A 17,725-nucleotide genomic window follows, 5' to 3' on the forward strand; every position below is an offset into this window, starting at 1 on the left:
AGCGAGGAGAGTTCGCATTACGAACCTTCTCGTTTTCCTCAGGCATTGGGGGTGAGCTATGACAATCCAAACGAAAGTCTCCATTTGTCTGCCAACGTGCAACCGGCCGGAGCTGTTGCGAGCGTGCATCGACTCGTGTCTCATGCAAACGCATGCGAACCTCGAGATCGTGATTGGAGACGACTCTCGCGACGACGGCACGGCGAAGCTGATCGCGTTGCACTACGCCGGCGAACCGTGCATCCGCTACCGGCGCAATGTGCCGGCGCTCGGCCAGGCGCGCAACGTGGCGAGCCTCTTCGAGCGCGCGAGCGGCGACAAGATCCTGCTGATCCACGACGACGATTTCCTGCTGCCGAACTGCGTCGAGCGGCTCCTCGCACAGTGGCAACGCCATCCCGATCTGGACGTGGCATTCGGCAAGCAGTACGAAACGGATCCTCACGGGCGCATCGACTATGCCGCGAGCCGCAGGCTCAATATCGCCTGTCACCGCACGGCCGCGGCGGCCGGCTTGCAGGTGCCGCCCGGCCGGGCAGGCATTCTGCAGATGTTTCCGAACAACGGCTGGCTCGCGAACGCGGCGCTCGTCAAGCGCATCGGCTATCCGAGCCAGTACGGAACATGCTGCGACTTCGTGTTCGGCACGCAGCTCTGCCTCGCCGCGCAACAGGTGTGCTACGTGGACGAGTACGTTTCGTGCTATCGCAAGAGCGACGTTTCGGTATCCCAGACGACACGCCGCACGCCCCATGCGTCGTCGCTGGCCGCCTGGCGCTTCCTCACGGCGCTCCCGCTGCCGCTCGAACTCGAAGCCGCGCGGCCGCCTGTCACTGCGACGGATCGTGCCGATCGTCGTCTCGCTGCACGCCTGCAATCGCGAGTTCTCCGCGGGGCTGCATCTGGCGTTCGGCAACCTCCACGCCTACCGCTATGGCTTCAGCCCGAGGCTCTACTACCACCTGCTGAAGATCTGGAGAGCCGCGCGCCGGGCTCGTCACCTACCGCTCGCACCATTGGCGCTACCGGGCGGCCCCGGCGAGCCTCAGTCCGACGCGTCGGACGCACAAAAGGAAACAGCCCGATCGGCGTGAGCCGGTCGGGCTGCGAGGTCAGCGCGCACGGACACGCATGTTCCGTACGCATCGGCCGGCGGACCGCCCTTACTTCTTCACGGTCTTCACAGCAGCCGGATCAAGCTTCTTGCCGGTCGCCTCGTTGTACTTCTGCACCCATTCCTCGGTGAGCTTGCGCACCGCGCGGCCGATCTTGCGGTAGTCCGACTCGTTGAGGTTGGCGAGCGACACGCGGCCCGACGGATGCGGCGTGCCGAAGCCCATGCCCGGCAGCAGCACGACGCGCGCGTCGCTGGCGAGGCGGAACAGCAGCTCGTTCGGCTTGACCTGCTTGAGCAGCCAGTCCACGAAATCGCGGCCGTAGATCTTCTCGCCCATGTACTCCATGTCGAGGATCGTGTAGTAGTCCACCTGGTTCGGGTCGGTTTCGTCGTAGGTGATGCCCATCTCCTCGAAGAGCGCGCGCTTGCGGCTGCGGATCAGGCGCTTGAGGGCGTGCTTGTACGCGTCCGGCGTGTCCATCAGCGAGAACAGCGAGAAGAGGACCATCTGCACCTGCTGCGGCGTCGAGAGGCCGGCCGTGTGGTTCAGCGCCACCGTGCGGCTGTCCGCGACGAGGCGGTCGATGAACTTGAGGCTGTCCGGGTCCGTCGTGATCGACTCGTAGCGCTTGTGCAGGATCTTCTTCTCTTCCTTCGGCAGCTTCGCGATCAGATGGTCGAGCACGTTGTCGCGGTGCGTCGCGACCGTGCCCAGACGCCAGCCCGTCGCGCCGAAGTATTTCGAGTAGGAGTACACGAGAATCGTGTTCTTCGGCGCGAGCGCGAAGAGCGAGACGAAGTCGTCGGCGAAGGTGCCGTACACGTCGTCGGTCAGGAGGATGAGGTCCGGGCGCTCCTTGACGATCTCGGCGATGTATTCGAGGCTCTCGTCGTTGATCCGCACCGAAGGCGGATTGCTCGGGTTGACGAGGAAGAATGCCTTGACCTTCGGGTCGCGCAGCTTGTCGAGCTCCTTCTTCGAGTACTGCCATTCGTTCTCGACCCTGGCTTCCACGTGCACGACGTTGAGCTCGTAGTCGTTGAGCTCGGGAATCTCGATGTACGGCGTGAAGATCGGCATGCCGAGCGCGATCGTGTCGCCCGCCTTGATGAGGAAATTTTCCTTCATCGTGTTGAAGATGTACGTCATCGCCGCCGTGCCGCCTTCCACCGCGTAGATGTCGAACTCGCCGACGAACGGATGCTTGCCGATCATCTCGCGGCGCAGATACTGGCCGACGATGATTTCGGACAGCTTGAGCATGCGGTCCGGCACCGGGTAGTTGCAGGCGAGGATGCCCTCGCACATTTCGTACAGGAAATCGCCGGCCGAGAGGCCGAGCTGGTCGCGCACATACGAAACGGCGCCGCCGATGAAGTCGATGCCGGCCTGGCCCTTGTTCTCGCGCAGGAACTGGTCGAAACGCTCGACGATGCCGGCACGTTGCGGGAAGCCGCCCACGCCCTCCGGCATGTACGAGAACGAGCGCTCCGACTCGCGCATCGCGAAGAGGCCCAGTTGCCAAAAGCCGTGACGCGGAATCGTGGCGAGGAAGTTCGGATTGCCGCGGCCGGCGTTGAGCATCGAAAGATTGGCCGGACGCTCGGCCGCGCCGCCGCCGGCCGCCTTGATCAGCTCGTCCTTCAGCTCGAACGGGCTCAGCGCGTCGAGACCCGACTTTTCCTTCGCGTCTTTACCTTTTGCCATGATGCTTTCTCCAGTGGAAGATGGTGCGCGTGCCGGGCACATGCAGGTTGGTCCGCAGCCGGCACGAAAGCGGGTGACAGGGTGAACCGGCGGACGGGCGCCCCGCGTGAAGCGCCGCCCGCATTGACTTCGCGTCAGGCAAGACCGACCACGAGCGGCCCGAGCAGCGTGAGCAGCACGTTGGCGATCGCATAGGTGATGGCGAACGGCACGGTCGGCACAGCGCTTTCGGCCTTGTCGAGAATGCCGCCGAACGCCGGGTTCGCGCTGCGTGCGCCGGACAGCGCGCCCGCGAGAATCGCCGCGTTGTTGTACTTCAGCACGTAGCGGCCGAAGAGCATCGTGAGGATCAGCGGAACCATCGTCACGACCACGCCGAGCAGGAAGATCGTGATGCCGCTCTGCTTGATCGTCACCACGGCCTGCAGGCCGGAGTTCAGGCCCACCACCGCCACGAACGCCGCGAGGCCGAAATCCTTGAGCAGTTGCGAAGCGGCCGGCGGCATCACGCCGTACATCGGGTGCTTGCCGCGCATCCAGCCGAACAGCAGACCCGCCAGCAGGCAGCCGCCGCCCGAGCCGAGCGTGAGCGGAATCCCGGCCACGTTCACGACGATCAGGCCGATCAGCAGACCGAGCACGAGGCCGACGCCCATGTAGATGAAGTCGGTCTTGTTGCTGTACGCCAGCTCGTAGCCGGCCTCCTGCACCGCGCGCCTGGTGTCGGTCGCCGTGCCGTAGACGGTGATCACGTCGCCGTGTTCGAGCTTCGTTTGCGGCAGGACCGGCACGGGCTGGCCCACGCGCTCGATCTTCTCGATGTACACGCCGTGGCGCATGTCGCGGTCCACGTTCTTGCGCACCTCGGCAATCGTCGTGTGGTTCATGCCCTTCTTCGTGAACACGAGCTGGCGCGTCTGCATGACGAGGCTCATGCCGCCCGAATCCGGCACTTCCGGCCCGATCAGCGCGCCCACCTCGACCATCTGCTCGCGGCGCCCCACCACCAGCACGACGTCGTCGCGGCTCAGCACGAAATCGGGCGTGGCGTCGATCGCTTTGCCCGCGCGGCGCACCTTCTCGATCGCAACAAGGTCTTTCTCGGCCGTTTCGAGCTGCTTGACCGTCTTGCCCGCTGCCGCTTCCACGCGGAACACACGGCCGAACAGTTCGGGCAGCGCGGTGACCTGGCCCGGCCCCGTCGAACCGCCGCCGCCGGACATCTCCTTCTCGGCGTCGAGCGAAGCCTCCCGCAGCCCCTGCCCCATGAATTTCGGCAGGATGTTCACGCAGACGATGATCGCGCCGAGCGAGCCGAACACGTAGGTCACGGCATAGCCGATCGCCACGTCGGCCTGCATGGCCTTCACCTGGTCGGGCGGCAGGCCCAGGCGCGCGATGGCGTCGCCCGCCGTGCCGATGATCGCCGACTGCGTCATGCCGCCGGCGGCGAGACCCGCGGCGAGCCCCTTGTTGAGGTGAAAGAGCTTCGCGCAGACGATCACGGTGACGAGGCCCGCGACGGCCATGAACACGGCCATGGCGATCTCGCGCAGCGTCTTGCGGTTGAGCGAATTGAAGAAGCCCGGGCCCGAGTCGTAGCCGACGGCATAGATGAAGACGGCGAACATCACCGCTTTCACGCCGTTGTCCACCGTCACGCCCGCCTGGCTGATCACGACGGCCGCAAGGAGCGAGCCGCCCACGCCCCCCAGTTGGAATTTGCCGAAGTTGATCTGGCCGACCCAATAGCCGACGGCCAGCGAGAGGAACAACGCGATTTCCGGAGACTTATGAAAGATGTCGTGTAGCCATTCCATCGTGCCCTCGCATTTGAAGTGACTGCCTGCCGTTGTGGAAGTAAGCCGGGTTCAAGGCCGGATCCGGCGCCTGCGTGACTCGCGAATCGCCCGCGAGCCGCCCCTCAACCGAACTTCGCCGCCAGCCCGACCACCACGGGGCCCATCAGCGGCAACAGAATGTTCGACAACGCATACGTGATCGTGTAGCCGATCACTGGAGTCGAGTTCCCCGCTACGCCGACGAGCGCACTGATCGCCGGCGTGCTGCACTGCTGACCTGCAATTGCGCCGAGCAGCATCGGCACTTCGAGCTTGAGAAACATGCGCCCGATCCAGAGCGACAACAGACCGGGCACCGCCACGAGCAAGATGCCCGCGAGCGGCAGCGCAACGCCGTACTCGCGCACGAGCCTGATGGCGTCGGGACCGGCCGAGAGCCCCACTGCCGCGATGAAAGTGGCAAGACCGAAGTCTTTGAGCACCTGCGCTGCAGCCGACGGCAGCGAGCCCACCACCGGAAAGTGCGAGCGCAACCAGCCGAAGAAGAGCCCCGAAAGCAGGCAACCGCCGCCGGTGCCGAGCACGAGCGTCACGCCGCCGACCGTCGCCCCGAGACGGCCGATGGCCATGCCCACCAGCACGCCGAGGCCAAGGTATACGAAGTCGGTTTTTTGCGTCCGCTGGATGACGTAGCCAAGACGCTTCGCCCCGCGTGCGACATCCGTGGGCGCGCCTACGAGCGTGAGCACGTCGCCGCGCTGGACCACGGTGCCCGGGAACGCGGGCACCGTGGTATCCGCACGCGTGAGCGCGGCGACATAGATGCCGCGCCCCTGCTCGGGGGTCGCGCGCTCGCGCAGCTGAGCGAGCGAAAGATTGTTGACGTCACGGCGCGTCACCAGCACGTCGGTGCGCTGGGCGAGCAGATGGGTGAAGCTCTCGCCTGAGACTTCTTCGCCGAACGCCTGCGAAGCCTCGACGATCGCTTCGCGCCGCCCCGCGACGAACACGGTGTCGCCGGCCTGCAGGACGAACTGCGCATCGACTTCGCGTTGCTTGCCGGCGCGCAGCACGCGCTCGATCGTCACGTTGTTGCCGTAGCGCGCCTCGATCGCCGACACGACGCCGCCCGCCGCCGGCCCGACGAGGAACGCACGGCCGACGAGCGGCGGCAGCGCGAGCCGCTGCCCTTCGTCGAGCACGCCGTCGCCGCCCAGCTTGCGAAAGAGCCGCGCCGCCTCGTCGCGCAGGTTGATGCGAAGAAGGAGCGGCGCGATCTGGCTCGTGAACAGGACGATGGTGATAAGGCCGAACAGGTAGCTCACGCTGTAGGCCGTGGCGATGTTCGACTGGAGCATCGTCACCTGGGCTGCCGGCATGCCGAGCTTCGAGACGGCCTCGGACGCCGTGCCGATCACGGCCGACTCGGTCGCCGCGCCGGCGAGCAGGCCAGCAGCGGTGCCCGGGTCGAGCTTCATCGTAACGACTGCAATCATCACGAGCGTCATCACCGAAACGATCTCGACAATCGAAAGGAGCCCGTAGCGCCAGCCGCGCAAGGCGTTGGCGAAGAACTGCGGGCCGCCCGTGAAGCCGAGCGCGAAGATGAAAAGTGCGAAAGCAATGTTCTTGAGGTCGGTGTCGATGCGTGCGCCCGTTTGCCCCAGCACGAGCGCGACGATCAAGGTGCCGCACACGCCGCCCAGCGAGATCGGCCCGAATTTGATGGATCCAATCAGGTAACCCAGCGCCAGACTGAGGAAAAGCGCAATCTCGGGTTGCGATTTCAGCAATTCGACGATCATGAGTGTCCGGTAAGCCGAATTACGTTCCGGCGTTAAAGAAGCGCATAAAAAAACGTGCCCTTTGTCATGCAAAGTCACGCACGTCCTGTTTGCAGCGCAGCAGATCCGTACCGGCATCCGTAATCAGACAATCGCCACAATTATTTCCCGCTTATGTTACGGCCGCGACTACTTATACACGATTCGAATGAGACATGGATCGCCGGTGGACTATTACAGAAAAGTCCCGGTAATCTGACAGACGTCGCCTCCCCACTGGCGGCCAATAGCTGTAGAGCCTTTATCCACAAGGCAAAGCGCGGTTCAATTGCACATAGGATCATCATGCATTCTTCATTCAATTCCCATGCCAGATGAGTGCTGAATCCTTTACACATATGCAATACCGCTGTGTTTTGAGATAGATATTGTAATTTCCATAAAGTGTCAATATGATTTTCGTTCAAGTACAGCCAATGCAAGATCGCCGCGCCCCAGTTCATATCGCTGACTCTGTCAGAAATTGCTTTACCCGATCCATGCATCCAGCATACGAGGCGAATATCCATGAACCAGATACACGCCATGCGCGTTTTCGTTAGGGTTGCTGAAACACAGAGTTTCCGTCGCGCCGCACAGCAACTCGACGTTTCCAACGCGCTCGTCACCCGATCGGTCGCGATGCTCGAGGCGCATCTGCATACCCGTCTCATCAACCGCACCACGCGCAATCTTTCGCTCACCGAAGCAGGACTGCGCTATCTGGAAGGCTGCCGCAGTCTGCTAGAGGAACTCGATCACCTCGAACACAGCGTCGCCCATACCGAACGCGAGCCGAGCGGCACCCTGCGCGTGGTTGCCGCGGGCGCGCTCTCGCTTGCCACGCTCACGCCGCTCATCGACGGCTACCGGCGGCTCTACCCGCGCGTCAACGTGCGGCTCACGCTGGCCGAGCGGCGCATCGATCTGATCGAGGATGGTTTCGACTGCGGCATCGTCGCGGCCGCAACGGCGCGCAGCAGCGATCTCGTCGAGCGCTCGCTCGGCACGACGACCTTCGTGCCCTGCGCGGCGCCCGCGTGGCTCGCGGAGCACGGCGAGCCGCGCACGCCCGCGCAGCTTGCGCGGCACGCCGCGGTCACGCTGCCGCCCGAGGAGCGTAGCGCGACGTGGCAATTTGCCCGGCCCGGCGAGCATGCCGAGCAGGTGACGTTGCGGCCGGCCTATGCGGTCAACAACATGTTGATGGTGCGCCTCGCGGCGCTCGCGGGAATGGGCGTGGCGATCGTGCCGACTTCGCTCGTTGCCGACGACCTCACGGCGGGGACGCTGCGGCGTCTGTTGTCCGACTACGAAATCGACGACCCCGAAGCGCAGATGTCGATCGTCTATCCGAGCCGCCAGTATCTGCCCGCAAGGACGCGCCGCTTCGTCGACTATGCCGTCGAGCACTTCGAGAATGTGCGCGCGGCCACGGGCGCGAGCATGCGGTCGCTCAACGCCGCGAAAAGCAGCGCCGCGCTGCTGGCCGTGCCGGAACTCTGAGCGTCTCGCCCGCGCCGGGGCGGCGGTTCGAGGCCGCGTCGGGACGCAGGTGCGGGCGCGGGTGCGCCCGCGTCACTCGCCATAGGCGTTCTGCACCGCCGCGCCATCGCCGAGGTCCCCGGCGCCGCACAATTGGCGCAACAGCGACGCTTCGCGCTCATGCACCTCGACGGGCAGCCACAGGGCGCCCGCCCACGCGAGATAACGCGCCCGGTGCTGACCGTTGCGAAATCCCACCACGCCTTCGCGCGCGATCCCGAGCCAGCCCGCCACACCCGGCGCGCGGCGCGTCGAGATCGTGACGTAGGGCATCTGCGGCACGCGCTCGCTGCCCGGGTTGAGAAAGTCGCGGATGCCTCGCACCTTGCCCGCATGCCAATCGTCCACGGGGCGCAGCACGTAGTCGGTGTCGTCGCGGTCGGCGCAGGCGAGCAGCTTGTGAAGATCGACGATCACCACTTCATGGCGCGTGCCGTCGGTCGTGAACACGCGTGTGAGGCGCACGTGGTCGTAGGCCGGATGGCCGGACAGCGGCACGATCCAGAGCGGCGGCATGGCGGCGGCAGGGGAGAGAGAGCTTGGGTCGGGCGTAGACATGAACGACGGCAGCATGCGAGAGAGAAGCAGTTCTTTTGACTAAAAGCGGCCTAAGCTACGAGTCATTCGTGACGCTCTTGTGACCTATGCGCGGGGCATGCACGCGATGGAGACCCTCATGCACATCGAAACCTTCGGCGAGCACGTGCGCATCGAGGCCAGCGGCTTCGTGGCGACCATCGTGCTGGAGCATCCCGCGTGCCGCAACGCCATCGACCGCCCTACGGCAGACGCGCTGACCGATGCCTTCGTTCGTTTCGAAACGAATCCGCACTGGCACGCAGCCGTACTGTTCGGGGCGGGCGGAACCTTCTGCGCGGGTGCCGACCTCACGGCGCTGGCCGACGAAAGCCGGCGCAACGAGATCCATGCCGACGGCGGCGGCCCGGGCCCGCTCGGCCCGACGCGCATGCAGCTCGCCAAGCCCACAATCGCCGCTATTACAGGATACGCCGTCGCCGGCGGCCTGGAACTGGCATTGTTGTGCGATCTGCGAATCGTGGAAGAGGATGCGGTGCTGGGCGTGTTCTGCCGCCGCGTGGGCGTGCCGCTGATCGACGGCGGAACGGTGCGGCTGCCGCGCCTGATCGGCCTCTCCCGGGCGCTCGACCTGATCCTCACGGGCCGCCCCGTCGAGGCGCACGAAGCGCTGGCGTTCGGGCTCGCGAACCGGGTGGTTCCCCACGGCGAGGCGCGGGCGGCCGCGCAAGCGCTCGCCGCGCAGATCGCGGCGTTCCCGCAGGCCGCGCTGCTCGCCGACCGCTGGTCCGCCGTCGAGAACAGTGCGCTCGACAGCCTGGCCGAAGCCCTGCGCCGCGAAGGCGCGGGCGGCTATCGCGCGGTGCTCGACGAGGGCCTGGCGGGCGCGACCCGCTTTGCGGCGGGTGCCGGGCGTCATGGCGATCCGCTCCAAAATTGAGCGGTCCTGGTGTCTGTTTTTTCCGCCCAGGGAGCACTGGACCGGCAAGGTGTTGGGCGTATGGCACAACCGGGTGGCGCAACAAAAAGCGGGCCGCATGCGAACTTTCAGGATTAAGTACAATTCCGTGTTGACTTAATTGCGGCTTCCCGGGTGCGGCGCACACCGCCCGCCGCGCCACCACGATTCCCCCTCCCATGCCCCTGCCCCTTCTTGCTCTTGCCGTCGCCGCATTTGGAATCGGTACCACGGAATTCGTCATCATGGGGCTCTTGCCCGACGTGGCGCGCGATCTCGCCGTCTCGATCCCGGCAGCGGGCATGCTGGTCTCGGCCTACGCGCTCGGCGTCACCATCGGCGCGCCGATCGTCGCGATCGCCATCGCCAACGTGCCGCGCAAGGCCGCGCTCATGCGGCTCATCGGCGTTTTCATCGTCGGCAACCTGCTCTGCGCGCTCGCGCCGAACTACACGATCCTCATGGCCGCGCGCATCGTCACCGCGTTCTGCCACGGCGCGTTCTTCGGCATCGGATCGGTGGTGGCCGCCGGCCTCGTCGCGCCCAACCGCCGCGCCCAGGCCATTGCGCTGATGTTCACCGGCCTCACGCTTGCAAACGTGCTCGGCGTGCCGCTCGGCACGGCGCTCGGCCAGATCGCCGGCTGGCGCGCCACCTTCTGGGCCGTCACGGGCATCGGCGTGCTTGCCGCCCTCGCGTTGTGGATCTGCCTGCCCGCGAAGATCGAAATGCAGAAGGCGAGCCTCGTGCACGAGTTCACGGTGCTGAAGAATCCGCAGGTGCTGATGGTGCTCGGCATCAGCGTGCTCGCGTCCACCAGCCTCTTCGCCGTGTTCACCTACATCACCCCGATCCTCGAGGACGTGACCGGCTTCAGCCCGCACGAGGTGACCTTCGTGCTGCTGGTGTTCGGCCTCGGCCTCACCGTGGGCAGCACGCTGGGCGGCAAGCTCGCCGACTGGAAGCTGATGCGCTCGCTGCTGGTCTTCCTCGGCTCGATCGGCATCGTGCTCGCCGTGTTCGCGGCCACCATGCACGACGCGCTCGCCGCCACGGCAACCCTCTTTGTCTGGGGCATCCTCGCGTTCGCGATCGTGCCGCCGCTGCAGATACTGATCGTCAATCGCGCCAGCGAGGCGCCGAATCTGGCGTCCACGCTCAACCAGGGCGCCTTCAACCTCGGCAATGCGGGCGGCGCGTGGCTTGGCGGCGTGGCGATCAGCGCGGGCGTGCCGCTCGCCTCGCTGCCGTGGCTCGGCATGGCGATGGCCTTCTCCGCCCTCGCGCTCACGCTGGTCTCGGCGCAACTCGACCGCCGCGCGCGCCGGCGCGTGGCCGTGGCGGGGCCGGGCTCCTGCGCCTGAGGGTTCGCTGCGCGCGCCTCACGCGCCTTGCCCCGGCACCGCCACCGCAGCGCGCCGTCCGCCGCCGCGCGAACGCGCCGCCGTAGTAGTAGCATCTCGCCCGATGAAAATCGTCCTCATCCGCGATTTCCTCGCGCTGATCCTGAGCGTCGCCGTGGTCGGCATCGGGTATGGCGCCACATTCCCTCTCACGGCTCTCGCGCTGGCCGAGTCCGGCCACGGCAGCGCCGTCACCGGTCTCTTGACCGCCGCGCAGGCGTTCGGCGGACTCGCCGTTGCGCCGCTTGCCGCGTGGGTTTCGCGGCGCCTTTCCAAATATCAGGTGATCGTCGGCGCCGTGCTCGTCTTTCTCGGCGCACTGTGCTGGGAGCGAACGCGCGGTCTCGTGCGGGCCTGAACCGCGCCCCCGGAAACGGCGAACGGCCGGTGCGCCTTGCCGCGCATCGGCCGTTCCGTTTGCACTCCAGATAAGCGAGAGCGCGAGCTCCCTCGCAGGTAGTCAGACGATCAGGACTCCAGTGCAGGCAGAATCTTGCCGGCACAAGTGCCGAAGCCGACGCGATAGCCGTTGCCCTGGCACCAGCCCGCGAGCGTGAGCTCGTCGCCGTCCTCGATGAAGCCGCGCGACCCGCCATCCTTGAGTTCGAGCGGATTCTTCGCATTCCACGTGAGTTCTAGCAGGCTGCCGAACGAGTCGGGCGTCGGCCCCGAGATCGTGCCCGAACCCATCAGATCGCCCACGCGCGTGTTGCAGCCGGCTACCGTGTGATGCGCAAGCTGCTGCGCCATCGACCAGTACATGTAGCGGAAATTCGTGCGCGCGATGGTGCTCGCCTCGCCTGCTCCTTCGGGGCGCAGCCGCACTTCGAGCGCGATATCGAACGCATGATCGCCTTCGTGACGCAGATATTCGAGCGGCTGCGGCTCCTGCTGCGGCTGGGCCACGCGGAACGGCTCCAGCGCGTCGAGCGTTACCACCCACGGCGAGATCGAGGTCGCGAAGCCCTTCGCATTGAACGGGCCGAGCGGCACGTATTCCCACTGCTGGATGTCGCGCGCGCTCCAGTCGTTAAGCAGCACCATGCCGAAGATGTGGTCCTCGGCGTTTGCGCAGGCGATCGGCTCGCCCAGCGCGTTGCCGCGGCCGACGATAAAGCCGGTCTCGAGTTCGATATCGAGCTTGCGGCACGCGCCGAACACGGGGCGCTCCTGGTCGGGCAGCTTGAGCTGCCCCCGCGGACGGCGCACCGGCGTGCCGCTCACCACCACCGACGAGGCGCGGCCGTTATAGCCGATCGGCATTTCCGTCCAGTTCGGCAGCAGCGCATTCTTCGGATCGCGAAACATGCTGCCCACGTTCGTCGCATGCTCTTTCGACGAATAGAAGTCCGTATAGCCGGGAATCTCCACCGGCAGATGCAGCGTGGCGTCGGCCTGGCGCACGAAGGCACGCGCCTTGAGCGCCGCATCGTCGCGCAGCGGCGCGCTCTCGCGCGCCAGCAGCGCGGAAAGCTGGACGCGCACGCTGCGCCACGCCTCGCGGCCCAGCGCGATGAACCCGTTCAGCGCCCCACGCGCGAACACGTCCTGCGGTGCGCCCGCGGGCAGGCGCAGCAGGCCCGCGTCGTGCAGCACCGCGAGGTCGACGATCAGGTCGCCGATCGCGACGCCCACACGCGGCGCCGCGTTCTTCGTATCGCCGAACACGCCGAACGGCAGGTTCTGGATCGGAAAGTCGCAGTGCGGATCGTTGGCGCTCTCGATCCAGCTCTTGCGCGCGGGGTCGAGCGTCGCCTGAAGCGCGTTCGTCAGATGGCTGCTCATTGCTGCTCCGGATTGAAATGTTTCTCGAGGCCTTGCCAGCACTCGTAGTAGTTGGCCTGCAACTGCGCCGATTCGAGCGCGTGGCGCGTCGGGCGGATCAGCGTGCGGGTCTCGAACATGAACGCCATCGTGTCGCCGACCTTGTGCGGCTTCGAGGTGTCGGCGCTCGAAGCTTTCTCGAAGGTCTCGGCATCCGGGCCGTGACCCGACATGCAGTTGTGCAGGCTCGCGCCGCCCGGCACGAAGCCTTCGGCCTTGGCGTCGTAGACGCCGTGCACGAGGCCCATGAACTCGCTCGCGATGTTGCGGTGGTACCAGGGCGGGCGGAACGTGTTCTCGGCCGCGAGCCAGCGCGGCGGGAAGATCACGAAGTCGATGGCGTCGACGCCCGGCGTGTCGGTGGGCGCATGCAGCACGAGGAAGATCGACGGATCCGGGTGGTCGTAGCTGATCGAGCCGATCGTGTTGTAGCGGCGCAGATCGTATTTGTAGGGCGCGTAGTTGCCGTGCCATGCCACGACGTCGAGCGGCGAATGGCCGATGTCCGCGCGCCACAGTTCGCCGTTCAGCTTCGTGACGAGCTCGAAGCGGCCCTCGCGGTCCTCGTAGGCCGCATGCGGCGTGAGGAAGTCGCGCGGGTTCGCGAGGCCGTTCGAGCCGATCACGCCAAGGTCGGGCAGGCGCAGCAGCGCGCCGAAGTTTTCGCAGACGTAGCCGCGCGCTTCGCCATCGGGCAGATCGACCGTAAAGCGCACGCCGCGCGGAATCACGACGATCTCGAACGGCTCCACGTCGAGCTGGCCCATTTCGGTCGCGATCGCAAGACGGCCATGCTGCGGGACGATCAACAATTCGCCGTCCGAATTATAGAAAAAGCGATCCGTCATCGGACGGTTCGCGGCGTACAGGTGGATCGCGCAACCGCTCATCGAGGCCGCCGAGCCGTTGCCCGCCATCGTCACCCAGCCGTCGACGAAGTCGGTGGGCTCGGCGGGCATCGGCAGCGGGTCCCAGCGCAACTGGTTCGGCGGCGTGGGCGGCACGGCGCCAAAGTCGGCGCAAAGGCGCGGCGCGCCATGCAGCGCGCGCGCGGCGAGCGGCGTGAACGGCTGGTGCACGGCGCCCGGGCGGATGCGGTAGAGCCACGAACGCCGGTTATGCGAGCGCGGCGCGGTGAAGGCCGTGCCCGAGATCTGCTCGGCGTAGAGGCCGTAAGCCACGCGCTGCGGCGAATTCCGGCCCTCGGGCAGCGCGCCGGGCAGCGCCTCGGTCGCGAATTCGTTGGCGAAGCCGCTCATGTAGCCGCGCTGGGCCTGATCGGCCCCGGCGGGATGTCGCAAGGGTGCGTTCATGCTGATGTCTCCACGTGCTCCGAGGCGGCGGCAAGCCGCCCGGCGTGATCCGGGTCAAATCGGAAAGGATGCGACGGCGCGTCGCGTGATTTACGAATAGTAAAACGGATTATGAATAGTGAAATATAGTAAAAACCCTGGTTCCTGGTCATTCACAGGTGATTCGCGGGAAATCGGGCGCAGGATCAAGGCCGTCCGGCGGGGTGCCATCAATAACGTTATAAGCAAGAAGTCGAATCGCCGGGCCCGGCGGCTGCTACCATCGAGTCATGCGGCCCCAGCGCACGCGCGACGCGCGGCGCCTTGGTCAGGGCCAGCGCCGCCACCCACATCAACATGAAAGCTCTCACCGTTCCCGAGCTCGTCGCCCGCGCCGCTGAACACCCCTTTCTCGGCGAGCATCTTGCGATGGGCACGGGCGCCCACCACGGCCAGGCTGTCGCGAGACGACGCGGCATGGAGCTGTTGTCGGCCTACGAGCCGATCTACGACATCAGCGTGCATAGCGGCGCGCAGTCGCTCGTGGCCGACCTCGCCAGTGCGTCGCGCTTTGGCGACGAGTTGGGCTTCCAGGCCGTGACGCTGCGCGAACAGGACGGCCAGGCCGCGCCGTGCGATCCCTTCGTCGATTCGCTCGACGACCCCGAACTGGTTGCGCTCGACCGCATGGTCCGGGCGCTGCACACCATCAACTTTCTCGGTTCGCAGCAGCATGGACTGCTGTTCCTGCGCGTGCACGAGCGCCTCTTGAAAAGCGTGAGGTACGACCACGGCAGGCATTTTTCGAACGTGCTGCTGTCGTTCGGGCTGAATCCGGGGCGCGTCGTGATCGAGCTGCCGGCGGCGGCGGTGGCGCACCGAACCTTCGTCGGTTATCTGACGAAGAGTTATCAGCGTTATGGGTTCAAGGTGGCGGGCAATCTGCCGAACGCCGGACAGATCCTTTCGGTGTCCGATATGGCGCGGCTCGATTTCGTGAAGATGGATGCGACTTCGGCGCTGCGCGATTCGATGGTCAAGCCGCTCGTGAGTTATGCCGCGCGGCTGCGCATTCCGCTGATATTCAATCGCGTCGCAGATACCGCGCAGTTCGAGCAGCTGCAGCAGTACGACGTGCGGTTCGTGCAAGGGCCCGTATTCGCGAGCCAGGATAAGTTGGTCCAACGCGGGACGGTCTGACGCGGCCGTCACCGGCGCCCGGCGGCGATGGTCCGGCCGGGCGGGCCTAGAGGCTCACGGGCTCTTGTTCGAGCAGGACGCCGAAGCGCGCCTCGACGTCGCGCCGGATGGCCTGCGCGAGTTCCAGGATATCGGCGCCTGTCGCGCCGCCGCGATTCACGAGCACCAGCGCCTGGCGATCATGCACGGCCGCCGCGCGCAGCGCACGGCCTTTCCAGCCGCACCGGTCGATGAGCCAGCCCGCCGCCAGCTTCACGCGCCCGTCGGCCTGGCGATAGGAGACGATCTGCGGCTCGCGTTCGAGCAGCGCGTCGAACTGCGCGGCTTCGATCACCGGATTCTTGAAGAAGCTGCCCGCGTTGCCGAGCAACTGCGGATCGGGCAATTTCGCGCGCCGCACGGCCACGACCGCGTCGAACACCGCGCGCGCATCGGGCGCTTCGGCGCGGCCGCTCTCGGCCAGCGCCCGCGCGAGGTCGGCGTAACCGGCGTTCGGCCGCCATTGCTTCGGCAAGCGGAACGTCACCGCCGTGATCACGTAGCGGTCGCGCCCTTCGCGTTTGAAAAAGCTGTCGCGATAGCCGAATGCGCATTGCGCCACGTCGAACTCCGCCACCGCGCCCGTCGCCCTCTCGATCGCGCGCACCGAGACGCAACGCTCGGCCATCTCGAGCCCGTAGGCGCCGATGTTCTGGATCGGCGCCGCGCCTACCGTGCCGGGAATCAGCGCGAGGTTTTCGAGCCCGGGCATGCCCGCTTCGAGCGTCCAGGCCACGAAATCGTGCCAGTTCTCTCCTGCCGCCGCCTCGACATACCAGGCCTCCTCGTCCTCGCGCACGAGGCGGCGCCCGCGCAGCGCCACAAGCAGCACGAGGCCGTCGAAATCGCGCGTAAGGACGATATTGCTGCCGCCGCCCAGCACGAGCGTGGCAAGCCCGGCCGCACGCGGGTCGCGCGCGGCTTCGGTCAGGGCAGCTTCGGTATCGATGCGGCAGGCAAAGCGCGCGCGCACGTCGAAGCCGAACGTGTTGTGCGCACGCAGCGGATAACCGGCGGCGAACCACGCGGGGGACGAATCGACGGCGGTCGAGGGAAGAGCGGACATCGGGGCCAACGAAAAAACAAAGTGGAGCCGGCGCAACAGGCAAGACGCGAGCGGCACACGCCGTGCGCCAGGCGCCTGTGCGTGGTCTGCCGGCCGCGGCGCTTGCTCCGCATGGCTGTGCGGCCTTGGGCAAACGCCCGAGCCGCCGGTAAAATGGCGTCGGTCCGTGATTATAGCGAGTGCGCGGCCCGCCGCCGGATTCGGCGGCCGTGGCCCGTGGATGCGCCGCTCGCACTTACTGGGAGAATGCAATGCCATCGTTTGACGTCGTCAGCGAAGCCAACATGATCGAAGTCAAGAACGCCATCGAGCAATCCAACAAGGAGATCTCGACGCGCTTCGACTTCAAGGGCTCGGACGCACGCGTCGAGCAAAAGGAACGCGAGCTGACCGCGTTCGCCGACGACGATTTCAAGCTCGGCCAGGTGAAGGACGTCTTGATCTCCAAAATGGCCAAGCGCAACGTGGACGTGCGCTTTCTCGACCACGGCAAGATCGAGAAGATCGGCGGCGACAAGGTCAAGCAGGTCATTACCGTGAAAAAAGGTGTGTCGGGCGATCTCGCGAAGAAGATCGTCAGGCTCGTGAAGGACAGCAAGATCAAGGTGCAGGCCAGCATCCAGGGCGACGCCGTGCGCGTGACGGGCGCCAAGCGCGACGATCTGCAAAGCGTGATCGCCTTGCTGCGCAAGGACGTGACCGACACGCCGCTCGACTTCAACAACTTCCGCGACTGAGCAGCGAACACGAGCGGCGCGTCTGCCCGGATGCGCCGCCGCAAGGGCGGAAGACTCGGGATTCCGTCGTTCCGGCCGAAATTCTTTTAGCTTAGCCAGCACATCGCGCCGCGCCTCGAAAACCATCGTTTCCGGAGTCGCGGGACGCTCAGTTCCGGCTCGTGGACCGGCGAGTCTCCGTCAATGTCAGAGTGCGTTGAAGCCGCTGCAAATGCCTCGCGCACCACGTCCTCAATGCGGGCAATGGTGTCATCCGGAAGATGCTCATACATCTTGCGCGTCGAGAAAACGGTAAAGGCGCCCACCCGGAGACACTGTCACATGCGGAGCATCCTCGCCAAGCGAGTATCTCCGCAGTCCGACGATTTCACGCGCCCCAGAGCGTCCAGGATGGTAGTACCTTGAGATCATATTCCACGCTAATTTCTGCAGCTCGTCATTAGCGCTCGATGAATTGCAAAAATAAGCCCCTTCACGGATCAGAAAATTGCTCAATTCGTTGTTGGCAAGTGTTCGATCAAAAAGGCTGCTGGTGTTGGTTGTCATTGAATTTTTACCGCCCGCTGATAAATTGGCGGCATCGTTGCGGCGATAGGTTGCCATACTGCTGCCGGCCGCTGTCTGCATCTGCTCCGGATACACCAGGACAGTGGTGACGACATTTATGGTGTCGC

General features: G+C 65.7%; 14 protein-coding genes and 1 pseudogene. 7 read left to right on the plus strand and 8 right to left on the minus strand.

The window, feature by feature from the left end:
• Positions 1-58: 58 nt before the first annotated feature.
• Positions 59-1,246 (plus strand): glycosyltransferase family 2 protein, encoded by a 1,188-nt coding sequence (locus BAC01S_RS31550; RefSeq protein ID WP_407667937.1) that lies wholly within the window; start codon positions 59-61, stop codon positions 1,244-1,246.
• Here the strand turns inward: BAC01S_RS31550 and BAC01S_RS16355 are convergent.
• The 3 genes from BAC01S_RS16355 to aspT (BAC01S_RS16365) all read right to left on the minus strand — a co-directional run bounded on the left by BAC01S_RS16355 (position 1,164) and on the right by aspT (BAC01S_RS16365) (position 6,432).
• Entirely contained in the window at positions 1,164-2,825 is a 1,662-nt protein-coding gene (locus BAC01S_RS16355; RefSeq protein ID WP_027795735.1) for a bifunctional aspartate transaminase/aspartate 4-decarboxylase, read from the minus strand. The genes BAC01S_RS31550 and BAC01S_RS16355 overlap by 83 nt on opposite strands.
• A 134-nt stretch (positions 2,826-2,959) precedes the next feature.
• On the minus strand, positions 2,960-4,645 hold the full coding sequence (gene aspT, locus BAC01S_RS16360; protein ID WP_027795736.1) for an aspartate-alanine antiporter: 1,686 nt from the start codon (positions 4,643-4,645) through the stop codon (positions 2,960-2,962).
• A 104-nt stretch (positions 4,646-4,749) separates the two neighbouring features.
• Complete coding sequence (gene aspT / locus BAC01S_RS16365) at positions 4,750-6,432, minus strand: aspartate-alanine antiporter (RefSeq protein WP_027795737.1); 1,683 nt, start codon at positions 6,430-6,432, stop codon at positions 4,750-4,752.
• Between the two features lie 546 nt (positions 6,433-6,978).
• On the opposite strand from aspT (BAC01S_RS16365), the gene BAC01S_RS16370 reads away from it, so the two are divergent.
• Entirely contained in the window at positions 6,979-7,956 is a 978-nt protein-coding gene (locus tag BAC01S_RS16370) for a LysR family transcriptional regulator (RefSeq protein WP_027795738.1), read from the plus strand.
• A gap of 72 nt (positions 7,957-8,028) precedes the next feature.
• Here the strand turns inward: BAC01S_RS16370 and BAC01S_RS31555 are convergent, their stop codons facing one another.
• A complete protein-coding gene (locus BAC01S_RS31555; protein WP_043202549.1) occupies positions 8,029-8,553 on the minus strand; it encodes a plasmid fertility inhibition factor family protein in 525 nt (174 codons plus the stop codon).
• 118 nt (positions 8,554-8,671) lie between these two features.
• Between BAC01S_RS31555 and BAC01S_RS16380 the strand changes: the two genes are divergently transcribed.
• From BAC01S_RS16380 to BAC01S_RS16390, 3 genes and pseudogenes are all read left to right on the plus strand, one after another.
• The gene (locus BAC01S_RS16380; protein ID WP_245616603.1) at positions 8,672-9,472 is read left to right on the plus strand and encodes a crotonase/enoyl-CoA hydratase family protein; all 801 of its coding nucleotides are present in this window, start codon (positions 8,672-8,674) and stop codon (positions 9,470-9,472) included.
• Positions 9,473-9,669: 197 nt separating this feature from the next.
• Positions 9,670-10,854 (plus strand): MFS transporter, encoded by a 1,185-nt coding sequence (locus BAC01S_RS16385; RefSeq protein WP_027795740.1) that lies wholly within the window; start codon positions 9,670-9,672, stop codon positions 10,852-10,854.
• Between the two features lie 103 nt (positions 10,855-10,957).
• Positions 10,958-11,212 (plus strand): annotated as a pseudogene (locus BAC01S_RS16390) (MFS transporter); the annotation flags it as partial.
• A 149-nt stretch (positions 11,213-11,361) separates the two neighbouring features.
• On the opposite strand, the gene fahA reads toward BAC01S_RS16390, so the two are convergent.
• Together fahA and hmgA are read right to left on the minus strand one after the other, a co-directional pair.
• Complete coding sequence (fahA, locus tag BAC01S_RS16395) at positions 11,362-12,678, minus strand: fumarylacetoacetase (protein ID WP_027795742.1); 1,317 nt, start codon at positions 12,676-12,678, stop codon at positions 11,362-11,364.
• Complete coding sequence (gene hmgA / locus BAC01S_RS16400) at positions 12,675-14,030, minus strand: homogentisate 1,2-dioxygenase (protein WP_027795743.1); 1,356 nt, start codon at positions 14,028-14,030, stop codon at positions 12,675-12,677. The genes fahA and hmgA overlap by 4 nt, the downstream gene beginning before the upstream one ends.
• A 336-nt stretch (positions 14,031-14,366) precedes the next feature.
• Between hmgA and BAC01S_RS16405 the strand changes: the two genes are divergently transcribed.
• Positions 14,367-15,209 (plus strand): EAL domain-containing protein, encoded by an 843-nt coding sequence (locus BAC01S_RS16405; RefSeq protein ID WP_027795744.1) that lies wholly within the window; start codon positions 14,367-14,369, stop codon positions 15,207-15,209.
• 46 nt (positions 15,210-15,255) lie between these two features.
• Here the strand turns inward: BAC01S_RS16405 and murB are convergent, their stop codons facing one another.
• Positions 15,256-16,314, minus strand: a complete 1,059-nt coding sequence (murB, locus tag BAC01S_RS16410) for a UDP-N-acetylmuramate dehydrogenase (protein WP_027795745.1) — start codon at positions 16,312-16,314, stop codon at positions 15,256-15,258.
• A gap of 251 nt (positions 16,315-16,565) precedes the next feature.
• On the opposite strand from murB, the gene BAC01S_RS16415 reads away from it, so the two are divergent.
• Complete coding sequence (locus tag BAC01S_RS16415) at positions 16,566-17,051, plus strand: YajQ family cyclic di-GMP-binding protein (RefSeq protein ID WP_027795746.1); 486 nt, start codon at positions 16,566-16,568, stop codon at positions 17,049-17,051.
• Between the two features lie 264 nt (positions 17,052-17,315).
• On the opposite strand, the gene BAC01S_RS34650 is transcribed toward BAC01S_RS16415, so the two are convergent.
• Positions 17,316-17,654, minus strand: a complete 339-nt coding sequence (locus BAC01S_RS34650) for a hypothetical protein (protein ID WP_156954431.1) — start codon at positions 17,652-17,654, stop codon at positions 17,316-17,318.
• Between the last annotated feature and the right edge of the window lie 71 nt (positions 17,655-17,725).

This window comes from Paraburkholderia acidipaludis NBRC 101816, from assembly GCF_000684975.1.
GTDB classification, from domain to species: Bacteria; Pseudomonadota; Gammaproteobacteria; order Burkholderiales; family Burkholderiaceae; genus Paraburkholderia; species Paraburkholderia acidipaludis.